General features: G+C 38.1%; 13 protein-coding genes. 7 read left to right on the top strand and 6 right to left on the bottom strand.

The window, feature by feature from the left end; genetic code table 11:
- Positions 1–99: 99 nt before the first annotated feature.
- Entirely contained in the window at positions 100–1,536 is a 1,437-nt protein-coding gene (locus CZ225_RS03305) for an aspartate ammonia-lyase (protein ID WP_077152971.1), read from the bottom strand.
- A 178-nt stretch (positions 1,537–1,714) separates the two neighbouring features.
- Here CZ225_RS03305 and CZ225_RS03300 point away from each other — a divergent pair, with 178 nt between their 5' ends.
- The 3 genes from CZ225_RS03300 to CZ225_RS03290 are packed head-to-tail and all read left to right on the top strand — an operon-like array spanning position 1,715 to position 5,320.
- On the top strand, positions 1,715–3,025 hold the full coding sequence (locus CZ225_RS03300; protein WP_077152970.1) for an anaerobic C4-dicarboxylate transporter family protein: 1,311 nt from the start codon (positions 1,715–1,717) through the stop codon (positions 3,023–3,025).
- A gap of 33 nt (positions 3,026–3,058) precedes the next feature.
- Positions 3,059–4,117, top strand: coding sequence for an L-asparaginase 2 (gene ansB, locus CZ225_RS03295; protein WP_077152969.1), 1,059 nt, complete (start codon positions 3,059–3,061; stop codon positions 4,115–4,117).
- A 15-nt stretch (positions 4,118–4,132) separates the two neighbouring features.
- Positions 4,133–5,320: a porin gene (locus CZ225_RS03290; RefSeq protein ID WP_077152968.1), complete on the top strand. Its 1,188-nt coding sequence runs from the start codon at positions 4,133–4,135 to the stop codon at positions 5,318–5,320.
- A gap of 72 nt (positions 5,321–5,392) precedes the next feature.
- Here the strand turns inward: CZ225_RS03290 and CZ225_RS03285 are convergent, their stop codons facing one another.
- On the bottom strand, positions 5,393–7,393 hold the full coding sequence (locus CZ225_RS03285; protein WP_077152967.1) for a WD40/YVTN/BNR-like repeat-containing protein: 2,001 nt from the start codon (positions 7,391–7,393) through the stop codon (positions 5,393–5,395).
- Positions 7,394–7,540: 147 nt separating this feature from the next.
- Here CZ225_RS03285 and CZ225_RS03280 point away from each other — a divergent pair, with 147 nt between their 5' ends.
- From CZ225_RS03280 to CZ225_RS24940, 3 genes are read left to right on the top strand one after another with little or no spacing between them, the layout of a single operon-like run.
- On the top strand, positions 7,541–7,759 hold the full coding sequence (locus tag CZ225_RS03280; protein ID WP_077152966.1) for a helix-turn-helix transcriptional regulator: 219 nt from the start codon (positions 7,541–7,543) through the stop codon (positions 7,757–7,759).
- On the top strand, positions 7,752–8,105 hold the full coding sequence (locus CZ225_RS24945) for a DUF1016 N-terminal domain-containing protein (RefSeq protein ID WP_234982989.1): 354 nt from the start codon (positions 7,752–7,754) through the stop codon (positions 8,103–8,105). The genes CZ225_RS03280 and CZ225_RS24945 overlap by 8 nt, the downstream gene beginning before the upstream one ends.
- A gap of 53 nt (positions 8,106–8,158) precedes the next feature.
- On the top strand, positions 8,159–8,830 hold the full coding sequence (locus CZ225_RS24940) for a PDDEXK nuclease domain-containing protein (protein ID WP_234982988.1): 672 nt from the start codon (positions 8,159–8,161) through the stop codon (positions 8,828–8,830).
- 128 nt (positions 8,831–8,958) lie between these two features.
- Here CZ225_RS24940 and CZ225_RS03270 read toward each other — a convergent pair whose 3' ends face one another.
- The 3 genes from CZ225_RS03270 to CZ225_RS03260 form a co-directional block, all read right to left on the bottom strand.
- A complete protein-coding gene (locus tag CZ225_RS03270; RefSeq protein WP_025073674.1) occupies positions 8,959–9,180 on the bottom strand; it encodes a DUF2795 domain-containing protein in 222 nt (73 codons plus the stop codon).
- 70 nt (positions 9,181–9,250) lie between these two features.
- The gene (locus CZ225_RS03265; RefSeq protein ID WP_077152965.1) at positions 9,251–9,814 is read right to left on the bottom strand and encodes a cob(I)yrinic acid a,c-diamide adenosyltransferase; all 564 of its coding nucleotides are present in this window, start codon (positions 9,812–9,814) and stop codon (positions 9,251–9,253) included.
- A gap of 45 nt (positions 9,815–9,859) precedes the next feature.
- A complete protein-coding gene (locus tag CZ225_RS03260; protein ID WP_077155674.1) occupies positions 9,860–10,486 on the bottom strand; it encodes a hypothetical protein in 627 nt (208 codons plus the stop codon).
- A gap of 114 nt (positions 10,487–10,600) precedes the next feature.
- Here CZ225_RS03260 and CZ225_RS03255 point away from each other — a divergent pair, with 114 nt between their 5' ends.
- Positions 10,601–11,593, top strand: a complete 993-nt coding sequence (locus CZ225_RS03255) for a FimB/Mfa2 family fimbrial subunit (protein WP_077152964.1) — start codon at positions 10,601–10,603, stop codon at positions 11,591–11,593.
- 138 nt (positions 11,594–11,731) lie between these two features.
- On the opposite strand, the gene CZ225_RS03250 is transcribed toward CZ225_RS03255, so the two are convergent.
- Positions 11,732–12,427: an energy transducer TonB gene (locus tag CZ225_RS03250; RefSeq protein ID WP_077152963.1), complete on the bottom strand. Its 696-nt coding sequence runs from the start codon at positions 12,425–12,427 to the stop codon at positions 11,732–11,734.
- Positions 12,428–12,679 lie beyond the last annotated feature (252 nt).

Here is a 12,679-nt window from a genome sequence, read left to right as displayed (position 1 = left end):
CCCAAATGAATCAAAAGTAACAAAAAAAATCGCCGGAATCGATATCAAATCAATTTCTCCGGCGAATCTTTTCCGATTGATTATGTTGCCACTTACTATTTATTCATGGTTCGGATGAATATCCAACTTCACCGGTTTAATCATGTTTTCCGGTTTCAGAATAGTATCCAGATCTTTCTTAGAAAGTATATTGTGTTCCAAGACAAGTTCGTAGACCCCTTTCCCTGTCTCCAAAGCTTCTTTTGCTATCTTTGTCGAATTCTTATATCCAATGATTGGGTTCAATGCCGTAACTACACCGATACTATTGTGTACATTTCGCTTACAAGTTTCTTCATTTGCAGTAATACCATCAATACATAATGTCCGCAATGTATCGAAGCCATTCATCAACAAGTCCGCAGATTCGAAACAGCATTGTGCCATTACCGGTTCCATAGCATTGAGTTCCATTTGTGCGGCTTCACCGCTCATAGTCACACACAGATCATTTCCAATGACTTTATAAGAAATCTGATTCATTACTTCAGGAATCACCGGGTTCACTTTTCCAGGCATAATAGAAGATCCCGGTTGCATGGCAGGCAGATTAATTTCTCCCAATCCGCAACGGGGACCGGATGCCAGTAAACGAAGGTCATTACATATCTTATTCATCTTCACAGCTATCCGCCTCATCGCAGAAGAATAACCGACCATACAAGAAGTATCCGAAGTAGCACCAATCAAATCAGTAGCTAGTTTAATATCCAGACCGGTAATTTTACGCAAAGCATCAATACACTTTTCAGCATATTCCGGTTCGGCAGTAATTCCGGTTCCGATCGCTGTGGCACCCATATTGACCGTCAAAAAGTCCTGTGCAGCAAAATCCAAATTCTTCACTTCATCTTCCAGAATACTTGCAAAACCATTAAATGTTTGTCCAAGAGTCATTGGAACAGCATCTTCTAATTGAGTACGTCCCACTTTTATAATATGGGCAAATGCTCTTCCTTTTTTTCGGAAAGACTCAATCAAGATACCAAAATGTTTCAGTAACTTAAGATGAGTATAATACAATCCAATGTGAATAGCGGTAGGATAAGCATCATTAGTCGATTGTGAACGGTTCACATGGTCGTTGGGGGAACAATACTGGTATTCACCACGTTGATGCCCCATCAATTCCAAAGCACGATTGGCTATCACTTCATTAGCATTCATGTTCGTTGTTGTTCCCGCTCCGCCTTGAATCATATCAACGGGAAATTGTTCGCAATGTTTTCCTTCTAATATTTCTTTGCAAGCTTTTAAAATAGCATCCGCTTGTTCTTCCGTCAATAAATCTAATTCACGATTAGCGATGGCAGCTCCCATCTTGGTGACTGCCAAAGCCTGAATGAATAAAGGGTATTCACTCAAGTGAAATTTGCTAATTCGGAAATTCTCAATTCCCCGAAGTGTTTGTACTCCATACAATGCATTTTCCGGCACTTCACGACTACCTATCAAGTCGCTTTCCATACGAGTTTTCTTTGATAATTTTTGTTCCATATCGGTTGTTTTATAGCTATAACTTTATCGTTAGTTGATATAATAACCAATCAAAGATGTTATTGTTTTAATAAATATGCAAAAACCATTCAATAACTTTTTTTGTTGTTAATTCCAAACAGATAGAAAACAAGAAAAGAAATTAGTTATATTTGCTTTAAACTTAAAATAACAGTTTATGATATTACAATTAGCTTTTGTTCTGACAGCTATTATTATCGGTGCACGCCTGGGAGGTATAGGACTTGGTGTGATGGGAGGTGTAGGTCTGGGAATACTAACATTCGTTTTCGGTTTGCAGCCGACTACCCCTCCCATCGATGTTATGTTAATGATTGCAGCTGTCATTTCGGCGGCTTCTTGTATGCAAGCTGCGGGAGGACTCGACTACATGGTGAAACTCGCAGAACATTTGCTTCGGAAAAATCCGTCACACGTCACGTTGCTTAGTCCGCTGGTAACCTATCTATTCACCTTTGTCGCCGGAACCGGGCACGTTGCTTATTCTGTTTTACCAGTGATTGCCGAAGTTGCTACAGAAACAAAGATACGACCGGAACGTCCGCTTGGCATTGCTGTAATTGCTTCGCAACAAGCTATTACAGCAAGTCCCATTTCTGCTGCAACAGTTGCTTTGCTTGGTTTATTGGCGGGATTTGATATCACTTTATTTGATATCCTTAAAATTACAATTCCTGCCACTATTGTCGGGGTATTGGTCGGTGCGCTGTTTTCCATGAGAGTGGGTAAAGAATTAGTAGACGATCCTGAATATCTGAAACGCTTAAAAGATGGATTGTTTAATGATAAGAAGATAGAAATAAAGGATGTCAAGAACAAACGTTCTGCTATGTTATCCGTTATCATCTTTATACTAGCAACTGTTTTCATTGTCTGTTTCGGTTCATTTGAGGGGATGCGTCCGAGCTTCTTCATTGATGGAGAAACTGTAACTCTAGGAATGTCTGCTATCATCGAGATTGTGATGTTGTCCGCTGCTGCGATTATTCTTATAGTGACCAAGACAGACGGGATCAAAGCAACACAAGGTTCCGTATTTCCTGCTGGAATGCAAGCTGTTATTGCTATTTTCGGTATTGCCTGGATGGGTGACACTTTCCTGCAAGGTAATATGGCACAACTTACCTTATCCATTGAAGGTATTGTACGACAAATGCCTTGGTTGTTCGGTATTGCATTATTCGTCATGTCAATCCTATTATATAGCCAGGCTGCTACAGTCCGCGCATTGATGCCACTGGGCATTGCACTCGGAATTTCTCCTTATATGCTGATAGCACTATTCCCCGCTGTAAATGGTTATTTCTTTATACCTAACTATCCGACTGTAGTAGCCGCCATCAATTTTGACCGGACAGGGACAACAAAAATCGGCAAATATGTGTTGAATCATTCCTTTATGATGCCCGGACTGGTATCTACTATCGTAGCAATTGGTTTGGGATTACTTTTTATACAAGTATTTTAATAATATAATTAACCTAAACATCATTATTTAGTTATGAAACAATTCCAGAAACTAGGTCTGATAGTAGTCACACTACTATTTTCCGTAACAATGGCTTTTGCCCAAAAACCGAATATCCATATTCTTGCCACCGGAGGAACAATTGCCGGAACAGGAAGTTCGGCAACAGGAACCAATTACACCGCCGGGCAAGTAGCTATCAGTACATTGCTCGAGGCAGTACCCGAGGTTAAGAACATTGCTAATGTAACTGGCGAGCAAATCGTAAAAATCGGTTCACAGGATATGAATGATGAAGTCTGGCTAACTTTAGCTAAAAAGATCAATGAGCTACTGAAAAGAGCAGATATCGACGGTATCGTTATCACTCACGGAACAGATACGATGGAAGAAACCGCTTACTTTCTGAATCTGACAGTCAAAAGTGACAAACCGGTAGTAATAGTAGGTGCCATGCGTCCTTCCACAGCACTTAGTGCCGATGGTCCGCTAAACCTTTATAATGCTGTAGTTACTGCGGCTGCTAAAGAATCCTATGGAAAAGGCGTATTGGTTGCTATGAATGGTCTTATCCTGGGAGCAGAAAGTGTAATAAAGATGAATACAGTAGATGTACAAACCTTCCAGGCTCCTAATTCCGGTGCACTAGGTTATGTCCTGAATGGAAAAGTTACTTATAACCAAATTACCCTCAAAAAACATACTACCCACTCTGTATTTGATATAACTCACCTGACTTCACTACCTAAAGTTGGCATTGTATACAGTTATTCCAATATTGAAGCAGATATGGTAGCCCCTCTACTCAATAATGGATACAAAGGAATTATCCATGCAGGAGTAGGAAACGGTAATATCCATAAAAACATTTTCCCACTACTGATAGATGCACGTAAAAAAGGTATCCTAGTAGTCCGTTCTTCTCGTGTACCGACGGGTCCTACTACTCTCGATGCTGAAGTAGATGATGCCCAGTATCAGTTTGTGGCTTCTCAGGAATTGAACCCACAAAAATCACGCGTTTTGCTAATGCTTGCACTAACCAAAACCATGGATTGGAAACAAATTCAGGAATATTTTAACGAATATTAAAAACCGAGCCAACTTATGAAAAGACTAGTGCTTATGCTACTCCTTGCGGGTAGCATACAGGGAGTATACGCCCAAAATACTGAAAAAAAGGAAAAGTTCTCACCCAACACTCCGTTGTTTGAGGAACTGACTGATGTGAAAAAGAAAACAGATAAATTCAATCTTTTCCTTAATATGCAGGGTAGTTTTGATGCACATTTCAGAGATGGGTTTCAAGAAGGGGATTTCAACATGCACCAGCTTCGTATAGAAGCAAAAGGAAACATCAACAACTGGCTTTCTTACCGCTATCGCCAACGGCTTAACCGTTCGAACGATGCTAACGGCATGATAGACAATCTACCGACTTCTATTGACTGGGCTGGTATTAATATCAAATTAAACGATCAGTTCAGCCTTTTTGCAGGAAAGCAATGTACGGCATACGGAGGTTTCGAATTTGATTTAAATCCTATAGATGTCTATGAATACTGCGACATGATTGAGAATATGAGTAACTTTATGACTGGATTGAATGTCGGATATAATATTACTCCGGATCAGCAGTTAAACCTCCAAGTGTTAAACAGCCGTAATAACAGTTTTGAGAAGACTTATGGTATCACAGAAGACTCAGAAGGTAAGCTTCCCGATTTAAAATCGGGGAAAATGCCGTTAGTCTATACATTAAACTGGAATGGTAATTTCAACAACGTATTCAAAACCCGTTGGTCAGCTTCTCTTTTGAATGAAGCTAGTAGCAAGAATCTCTATTATTATGCCATGGGTAATGAATTGAATCTTGGGAAATGGAATGCGTTTGTCGATTTCATGTATTCACAGGAAGCAATTGACCGTACCGGAATAATCACAAGTATTGTCGGTCGTCCAAACGGACATAATACATTTAATACTGATTATCTCTCTGTAGTAGCCAAATGCAATTACCGTTTTCTCCCCAAATGGAATGCTTTTGTAAAAGGCATGTATGAAACTGCTTCCATCAGGAAAGCCGGTGAAGATATAGAAAAAGGAAATTATCGCACTTCCTGGGGATATCTCGCAGGGATTGAATTTTATCCAATGGAAACTAACCTCCATTTTTTCCTGACTTACGTAGGACGTTCATACAATTTCACCTCACGTGCCAAAGTCTTGGGACAAGAGGACTACAGTACGAATCGGATATCCGTAGGCTTCATTTGGCAGATGCCTATATTCTAATATAACAGAAACTACCCAAAACACCCGATAACCTTTTAGCCGTTATCGGGTATTTTTTATATACGAAAGTTTTCAATTCAACACTTCTTTACGATAAAAATAATCAGCGATTTGGAACAACAGATATCTCTTCTCTCGGAATTTCTTACGAAGGAAACAATTATTAGTCAGAGTATTTATCATCCGACCAACTTCAAAAGAATTAACTTTAAATTTTAATCCATTGCTACTTATTATCCAAGGAGAATAATAATAATTTGGTTTATTATCCTCATTCCTTATTTCTATAGTTGTATGGTTATCCAATAAGATCGTTATCTTATGCCAATCTGTAGTAGTAGACAACTTTCTTGAACTAAGACTAAAAATAAGCCCCATGGTATCATCATTCACTTTATCAAGTAAAGAAGTTATCCTTCTATAATAATTATAGTCAGTATTATTATCAAAAGTATACAGAGGTATTTCCTCTTCAATCAAGTAAGGTGTCCTATCTTCGGTCACAAGAGATTCCTTGTCCACAAAACTCTGAAAATCCAGAATGTCTTCTTCTGTTATCTCCAAATCAGTAAGTGACAGTGGATGACATTTCAAGCTATCAATTGCCATAATCAAATTTTCGATTATACTAATATCAAGTTGAGTAGGCATTTCGTTCAAATCACCTGTCGTATCTTTTCGAGGATTAGAAACCAACACATCTTTCTCCCTTTCATACACTCTCCGCGCAACATCATAATGGAAACACCCCTTACTGCCAATCTCTATATTAAATCCTCTGATAGAAATATCTTCTCCAATAATTCTTTCAGGTAACATAAACGGTTTTAATTTTTTCTGCTCTATATCTAATATAAAATGCTTCGTTAGATCAACATTAGAAATAAGCAATTCACCCTTATAATTAGAGATATTTCCGATAAGAAAATCTGTCGTCAGGAAACGTTTCCATTGTTCTCGCAATTTATCGTAAAGCAAAACATCCTTCTCATCAAATCCATATTTCTCTTTTTCATAATCAACTTGTAAATAAGGTTCGGAAATAGAAAACTCATCCGTAAAAGTTTCCTTGATATAAAACCGTTCAGGACTTATTGCTACTACAAAATAGGAGGTAATAAAAAATAGCGTTTCATTCTGTACTGCAATAGACGTAGGATCTGAGGGAAGATGAATAATTGATTTCCATAATGTAGCAAGATTACAATCCAAAAGCTCAACCGTATAATCTTTATAAATAAGATATATTTTTTCATTAGCGGTAACCTCAAAGTCCAATACGGAACTTAATGGCATCCAATCTACATCATTCGCCTTGGTTATGAATGTTCGTCCGTCTTGTTTAATGATATAATAATTACCAATCATTCTGATCTTAGTTATTTCCGGACGATTACCAGTTGTATCTCCCGAACCATACTGCCACTTGTATTTTTTTTGAGTATAAGGAGTAGGCAGTTTTTCCCATGTTTGGCAATTATCAGAAGTCTTATATATAACATTCCATAAAGAACCAAACAGACCAACTTTACCATCTTTAGCAAAACACAAAGATTGAAACCGTAAATTGCCTTCTTTCTCTACCTTATCAAACTGTTTCCATGTTTTTCCAAAATCTTCTGTATAATAGATATATTGTGAAGAACCACTCATCCAGGCTTTTCCATTGGGAAGATGATAAAAGGCATTTAGCCAACTAGAGTAACCAAACTTTATTTTTTCCCAATTCTTTCCTTTGTCACCCGACCACAAAACAAAATCTCCCTCTAAATTATTTTCTCTTATGAATCCGGAAATCATCAAGGTATCTCTATTGAAAAGTGTCACATGCTCAAATATAGACATACCCCCATAAGGATAATTTGCTTTATCTCCCAAAGGAGCTAGAGTCCAAAGACTATCTATACTCTCTACATACCACAAATAGCCAGATCTATCTGCTACCCACATGTTTTCTGTAGAAGACACAGCAAGAGTCCCTCCATGAAAAGGAAGACGTGAGGAAAACAAACTTTGACTCAAAGCATTAATACCAATCAATAAAGTGGTTATGATAAAAATAATCTTCTTCATAGCACGAATATAGATTACCTACAAATATACAACTTCTTTTTGACTCAATACGCAAAACATTAAAATAATAAAGGAAATATTTATCATTATATCTCATAATATTTGAACTATTGCTATCTTTGTAGCATACAGATAAAGTTATAACGCATGAATAAAGAGATGAATCGGCTGAAAGTGGTACTTGCTGAGACGAAACGCACCAATCGTTGGTTAGCTGAACAATTGGGGAAAGATCAGGCTACTGTTTCCAAATGGTGTACTAACACCAGCCAGCCGAGCCTTGAGACATTATTCCAAATAGCAGAGTGTTTAGGTGTTAAAGTACAGGATTTGATCAGTAAAGATAACCCTAAAGAACATGAGTAATATACAAAACATAGATAAGCGTATCGTAGCAGATGTTGCAGAACGTATTGAACACCTGATAAATAATGCACGGGCAAATGTCGCGCGGTCCATTAATATTACCGAAGTCATCACCAAATATGAAATCGGACGCATCATCGTAGATGTCGTACAAGAGGGTGAAGATCGAGCAACCTACGGCAAGCAACTTTTGCAAGGTGTAGCAGAATCATTGACAGAGTGTTTTGGCGATGGCTGGTCAGTAGAAACATTGAAAAGATGTCGTAAGTTTTTCTCAACATACTCGACAAAAGAGATTGGAACAACAGCGTTGACCAAATTGAAAAATTCACCGAAAGCCCCATAAAATCAACTAGTGAATATCCGTTTACGCTTTCATGGTCTCACTATTTGATATTAATGCGCATTGAATCTGATAAAGAACGCAGATTTTACGAAATTGAGTCTCAGAAACAAAATTGGAGTGTACGTCAATTGCAGCGGCAATATAATTCAAGTCTGTATGAGCGTTTGGCTCTCAGCAAAGACAAAGATTCAATCTTGCGTTTAGCACAAGAGGGGCAAACAATCAATAAACCAGATGACATCATAAAGAATCCTTTAACATTAGAGTTCCTAGGTCTAAAGCCTGATGCGTCTTATTCTGAGACCAAGCTGGAAAATGCCATAATCGACAAGATGCAACATTTTCTATTAGAATTGGGAAAGGGATTTCTATTTGAAGCTCGGCAGAAACGATTTACATTTGAGGAAGAAAATTTCTATGTAGATTTGGTCTTTTATAACAGGCTTCTACAATGCTATGTGCTTATTGATTTGAAAGTAGATAAACTGGCTCATCAAGATTTAGGACAAATGCAGATGTATGTCAACTACTATGACCGATATGTAAAACAGGATTTTGAAAAGCCTACAATTGGAATTTTACTTTGCAAAGAAAAGAAAGATGCATTGGTAGAACTTACTTTACCAAAAGAATCCAATATCTATGCGCAGCAATATGCATTATATCTTCCTGACAAACAGCTGCTACAAGCAAAATTAAGAGAGTGGATAGAGGAACAGGATTAACACTCAACTTAATCACATATTCCTGAGGACAAACAAATTGCGCCATCTGCCCCCATAAAACACCAGTGCGACAACAAATTCCATTGTTTATCGCACTGATATTTAACTATTTAGCTTATCTGTGGGTATTAATACTCTTCTTCGTTAAAGAAGAAATCTTCTTTGCTAGGATAATCCGGCCAAATATCTTCGATACTCTCATAGATTTCGCCCTCATCTTCCATTTCCTGGAGATTCTCAATAACTTCAAGAGGAGCCCCTGAACGCATGGCATAATCGATCAACTCTTCTTTGGTTGCCGGCCAAGGCGCATCTTCTAGTTTGGATGCTAATTCCAATGTCCAATACATAATCTTGAGTATTAAAAGTGAATACTAACGTCTTGTTTTCTATTTTTCGGCAAAAGTATAATAAAATCTATCATTTACAACTATTATCCCAAAATATTTCATTATTTTGTTCCTCAAAATTAATTTTTCGAGATAAAACGAATAAATAGTCTGATAATCTATTTACATAGGCCAGAAGTTCGGGAGAAATTGTACAAGTTTCGGACAAAACTAAAATGCGGCGTTCGGCTCTCCTACAAATAGTACGACAAACATGACAAACAGCTGCACCACGAGCACCTCCTGGAATAATAAATGCCCGAAGTTCCGGCAACTGTTCATCCAATTTATCAATTTCTTTTTCTATACGTAACACGTCTTCCTTAGTAATAATACTTGCGCATTTCAGTTGTGTTTTCTCCTGATCGGTAGCAAGGTGCGAACCTATAGAAAATAATTTATGCTGTATTCCCAAAATAAAATCGCGGTCATTCTCATCTATCAAATAGGTATGCAACCAACCCAAATGGGAATTTAATTCATCGATTGTTCCATAAGCTTCCAAACGTATATGAGTCTTCGGAACCCTGGTACCACCAACAAGACTGGTAGTTCCCTTATCACCGGTTTTTGTATATACAAGGCTCTTTTTCATAATCTTCTATTTATCATTATATAGTAAAGTAACGCATAACGGTTCTCAGAAGTTGATCATATAATGCTGTTTTATTTTTGTTTTATCAAAAAAAAGCAGACCGACATCATACAAATCAAAAGTAATCCCTACCCGTTCATCATTTTGCAATTCGTGCCATAACGTTCTCATCTGCCTGGAGTAGGCTATTCCATAAACAACAAACAAACTTTTAGGAGTAGTCCGTTGCACACAAACCTCAAAAACTTCTTTTACAAGAACCGGATTCCGGCAATCATTCAGATACAGGAAATCAACAGGTACGTCTGTATCCAGAAAAAGTTCCGACAAGTCGGATGCAAAAAGATATCCGGCAGAAGGCTTTGCAGATTGCAGGTAGAGAGCACTCACAGAGGGACGTCCTACTTCTACAATGATGTCAGGTTGTGCCCTGTTTACCAATCGGAACAATAAGCGGTTAACCTTTTGTGTTCCTCTATACCATCCCCGCTCTTTAGACATCTTTTTCTGTTCAGACGCTAAAGAACGGTAAGCATAGTAAGGTAGCTTTTCATAGATCACGTCCGTAATCAAATTGAAAGCAAAAGGAGAATGAACACCATAACCACAACGATAACGGAAACGGGAAAGCCAGACAAAAGGTCTTTTCAAGCAAAGTAGTAGATGATTCATAAGACAATCATTCATTTATCATTCGTAATGCAAAGATACGTTTTTTAATCTCATAGAACCAATTCGGATAGAAAATGTTATTAGGGGAAAACAGAACCTAAAACAGCTTTAATTATGAAGAAAATTTTTTTTATGGCAACACTAATAGTTGCCATCTTCTCCGGTTGTTCCAGCGACAATCCCATGTTACCCGAAAACGATTGCAATAACGGAAATAATGGAGGAGGAGACAACGGACTTATCAGTCCAGTTATAAATGCTACGGTCAATTCACCCGACAACTTACAGAGTCCGATGACCGGTGTTCTGGAAGTATACCCCTGCCAAGCCGGAACCTCCATCTATTTTGGAAATTATATTAATGATATGCTTACGCCATTTCCAGGGTTGTACAACCTGAAAGACGGAAGTACTTTCGGTGCTCCGAAACGTGCGCTATCACTTCCGATAGGGACATATAACATGATTTATTGGGGAACACCTAAATATGAAGAACCTATCTATAGTAATCCGACAGTGACTGACCCTCAGATCACTGTTGGCGGAGATTTATCACAACAGTACTTTGGACTTCGCCAGAATATTCCGGATACTACATATTATCCGGTCTTTGATTTGGTATATGCCGTGAAACCAGCTAATATTGGTACGGAAGAGTTGAATGCTGCCATGAAACGGCAAGTTGCAGGTTTGAAAGTTATTGTAAAAAATAAGAATAATGGTATTTTAAGTTCCAGCATAGCTAGTATGACAGTTCATATCGGAGGCATTGCTGAAAAGATGAACCTATACACTGCGGCTGTGACAAACCAAACCAAGACTGTAGCTTTCCCGCTTGTGCTATCCACAGATGGCACTCAAATGAGTAATGCTACCGTTATGCTGTTTCCATCCTCGGTTAGTCCTCTATTTCAACTCATTGTCACTCTAAAAAACGGAACTGTAAAAACATTCAAGCAACCTCTGAGTTCTCCTTTGAAAGCGAATACCCGACTTACCCTAACATTGACTTTAGCCGAAATCTTCTCGGAGGAAGAGACCGGAAATTTTACAATAGACAATTGGCAGGAGGAAAGCGAAACAATCGACATACCCAGTATGAATTAAATAAGAGGTATCCATTAATCGGTAAAGTAACAATTACCGAAAACACGTTTGACGATTAATAACATTTCTGACTATCAATTGAAAAGGGTCGATTCTCATCGCGAGAATCGACCCTTTTACTCATTTATTCCAAAGTAACTACTGTAATGTGAAACTCACCGGTACAGTAAATTTTACTCTTACTTTCTTGCCGTTTTGTTCACCCGGCTTCCATTTGGGCATTGTACTAATCACGCGGAGAGCTTCTTTATCCAGATAAGGATCCACACCTCGCACCACTTCAGGGCTTGTGATCGATCCGTCTTTGTCTACGACAAACTGAACAATTACTTTTCCACTTGTGCCCATCTCCTGAGAAATTGTCGGATACTTGATACGCGAAGAAAGATACTTCATTAATTGGGCAGTCCCGCCGGGAAATTCCGGCATATTCTCTACTGCCACATAAATCTCATCCTCCACTACCACATCCTCCACTACTTCAGTTGGCGGTGCCAAAATACCCTCTACAGGTTTAAACGACATATCTTCCGCTATCATAGAAACATCTTCCGCTATCTCTGTCTTATCATCCACTACTACGAATACATCGACTATTTTTGTCACTACGGGAGGTGGTGGTTCCAGTTTCTTCTCATCAGGAAATGTGATTGGAACAAGCTCCGTTACAAAGATGGGGTCGTCATTCAATGACGATGTTGTCGCAACTCTTACACCATGTTGTGTCCATTCGAACGAAACGAACATGAACGCAAGCGCAACAATCAAACCCATCATCAACCAAGAACCACGTTGGTTCTCAATTGCAGCCTTTTTTGATTTCTTGGCTTCCATAAAAAATTTGTTTAAGTAATTAATAATAGAAAATATATAGTATATATACTACTTATCGTATTTCTTCTTAAAGCATTACTTAAAGTGCTCTCTAGCTGCAATAAATATAGTAAAACTTTAGACAAGTTGTTCTTTTTCAACAAATTATTTAAGAATAAAGGCTGTTGTTTGCTTTTATTTAAAGATTGAAGTTATTAACTAAAGAAATATTAACGAACGATTTCCATCTTTGAATGAAAGAAATTGATGATT

It is taken from the genome of Bacteroides bouchesdurhonensis, assembly GCF_900155865.1.
GTDB classification, from domain to species: domain Bacteria; phylum Bacteroidota; class Bacteroidia; order Bacteroidales; family Bacteroidaceae; genus Bacteroides; species Bacteroides bouchesdurhonensis.
This window is presented reverse-complemented; position numbering and strand designations above follow the sequence as displayed.

Bases quoted from the DNA above. Each gene is read 5' to 3' on its own strand.
- CZ225_RS03305 (WP_077152971.1), bottom strand. From the start codon at position 1,536: ATGGAACAAAAATTATCAAAGAAAACTCGTATGGAAAGCGACTTGATA.
- CZ225_RS03300 (WP_077152970.1), top strand. From the start codon at position 1,715: ATGATATTACAATTAGCTTTTGTTCTGACAGCTATTATTATCGGTGCA.
- ansB (WP_077152969.1), top strand. From the start codon at position 3,059: ATGAAACAATTCCAGAAACTAGGTCTGATAGTAGTCACACTACTATTT.
- CZ225_RS03290 (WP_077152968.1), top strand. From the start codon at position 4,133: ATGAAAAGACTAGTGCTTATGCTACTCCTTGCGGGTAGCATACAGGGA.
- CZ225_RS03285 (WP_077152967.1), bottom strand. From the start codon at position 7,393: ATGAAGAAGATTATTTTTATCATAACCACTTTATTGATTGGTATTAAT.
- CZ225_RS03280 (WP_077152966.1), top strand. From the start codon at position 7,541: ATGAATAAAGAGATGAATCGGCTGAAAGTGGTACTTGCTGAGACGAAA.
- CZ225_RS24945 (WP_234982989.1), top strand. From the start codon at position 7,752: ATGAGTAATATACAAAACATAGATAAGCGTATCGTAGCAGATGTTGCA.
- CZ225_RS24940 (WP_234982988.1), top strand. From the start codon at position 8,159: ATGCGCATTGAATCTGATAAAGAACGCAGATTTTACGAAATTGAGTCT.
- CZ225_RS03270 (WP_025073674.1), bottom strand. From the start codon at position 9,180: ATGTATTGGACATTGGAATTAGCATCCAAACTAGAAGATGCGCCTTGG.
- CZ225_RS03265 (WP_077152965.1), bottom strand. From the start codon at position 9,814: ATGAAAAAGAGCCTTGTATATACAAAAACCGGTGATAAGGGAACTACC.
- CZ225_RS03260 (WP_077155674.1), bottom strand. From the start codon at position 10,486: ATGAATCATCTACTACTTTGCTTGAAAAGACCTTTTGTCTGGCTTTCC.
- CZ225_RS03255 (WP_077152964.1), top strand. From the start codon at position 10,601: ATGAAGAAAATTTTTTTTATGGCAACACTAATAGTTGCCATCTTCTCC.
- CZ225_RS03250 (WP_077152963.1), bottom strand. From the start codon at position 12,427: ATGGAAGCCAAGAAATCAAAAAAGGCTGCAATTGAGAACCAACGTGGT.